Origin of the sequence: Borrelia persica No12, from assembly GCF_000500045.1 — a bacterium.
In the GTDB taxonomy this organism is placed as follows: Bacteria; Spirochaetota; Spirochaetia; order Borreliales; family Borreliaceae; genus Borrelia; species Borrelia persica.
In genome coordinates, this window is record NZ_AYOT01000126.1 from 1 (window position 1) to 1,646 (window position 1,646).

Annotated in this window: 2 pseudogenes; one reads left to right on the forward strand and one right to left on the reverse strand. The window is 33.2% G+C overall.

Annotated features, from left to right (window positions below):
- A pseudogene (locus tag U881_RS12625) lies at nucleotides 1–800 on the forward strand (hypothetical protein); the annotation flags it as partial.
- 127 nt (nucleotides 801–927) lie between these two features.
- On the opposite strand, the pseudogene U881_RS12630 reads toward U881_RS12625, so the two are convergent.
- Nucleotides 928–1,646: pseudogene (locus U881_RS12630) on the reverse strand (hypothetical protein); the annotation flags it as partial.

Here is a 1,646-nt window from a genome sequence, read left to right on the forward strand (position 1 = left end):
CGACATACATAAATGCGCTGTTAAATTTGGAGCAAGCAATAATTGATTATGGAATTGAGTACAACCTTGAAGACATTTTAGAACACTTTTTAAAGCAATTTGCAAATAGGTATAAACACAAAATATGGATGATGATGAAAAGGGAAGATGGGATAATAAGCGATTATGAAGTAATTTGGGAAGGTCGATTTAGAGACTGGTACTCAAACAAGTATAAAAAACGGCATGTTAAAAAAACTGTTTATGATGAAAGCATATGCATTGAAAAAAGTATTTCAAGAAAAGAAAGGGAAAAATCGTTAAAGAATGTGCGAATTTATAAAATAAGAGAAGCAAAGAAAAAAGTGGATCTGAAGAAAGAAGAGAAAAGCAAGCTAGAAAAAAAGAGACTGCAAGAATATTTGCAAAAGTTGTTTGCCAAAGAGGCAAAAGAGAGAAAAGAGAGGCTTAGGAGAGCAGAAAAGGAGCGAGCTCATTTAATGAACCGAATGAGAGAAAGCGTGTTGGTCAATTTGAAGAAAAATATGGGCAATAACGGACAATTGAACAAGAAAGATAGTTTCTTAAACAAAACGCCCCCAAACATTTTATCTGAGTCATTGTCAAGTGGGGATGTTGAACGTAAAGATGATTGTATAGGGTGTAGAACAGAAAATGAAATATTGTTATCCGAAATTGATGAAAGTGTAGGTATGTTTAGTCAGGAGGGTGAAGAATCGGGTTATGTAAAAAATTGTTCTTTAGAAAATAGCATAATGAATAGCTTGAGGGAAAGATATTTTAAGAAATGCCAAAGTTAATATAACAGGTGATGTATCAAATAATTCTGCATCAGACATTTCATGCAGGTTATTGCTAAGAATAAATATTGTCTGTTATACCTTGCTTTAAGGTTGCAAAAACCATGCTGTCTAAAGAAACGGTTCTTTACACATATCTGTCTGTCTTCAGCTTCACTAAATACCACTTAACTTCGAAAAGGAATATTTCATTTTCTGTTCTACACCCTATACAATCATCTTTACGTTCAACATCCCCACTTGACAATGACTCAGATAAAATGTTTGGGGGCGTTTTGTTTAAGAAACTATCTTTCTTGTTCAATTGTCCGTTATTGCCCATATTTTTCTTCAAATTGACCAACACGCTTTCTCTCATTCGGTTCATTAAATGAGCTCGCTCCTTTTCTGCTCTCCTAAGCCTCTCTTTTCTCTCTTTTGCCTCTTTGGCAAACAACTTTTGCAAATATTCTTGCAGTCTCTTTTTTTCTAGCTTGCTTTTCTCTTCTTTCTTCAGATCCACTTTTTTCTTTGCTTCTCTTATTTTATAAATTCGCACATTCTTTAACGATTTTTCCCTTTCTTTTCTTGAAATACTTTTTTCAATGCATATGCTTTCATCATAAACAGTTTTTTTAACATGCCGTTTTTTATACTTGTTTGAGTACCAGTCTCTAAATCGACCTTCCCAAATTACTTCATAATCGCTTATTATCCCATCTTCCCTTTTCATCATCATCCATATTTTGTGTTTATACCTATTTGCAAATTGCTTTAAAAAGTGTTCTAAAATGTCTTCAAGGTTGTACTCAATTCCATAATCAATTATTGCTTGCTCCAAATTTAACAGCGCATTTATGTATGTCG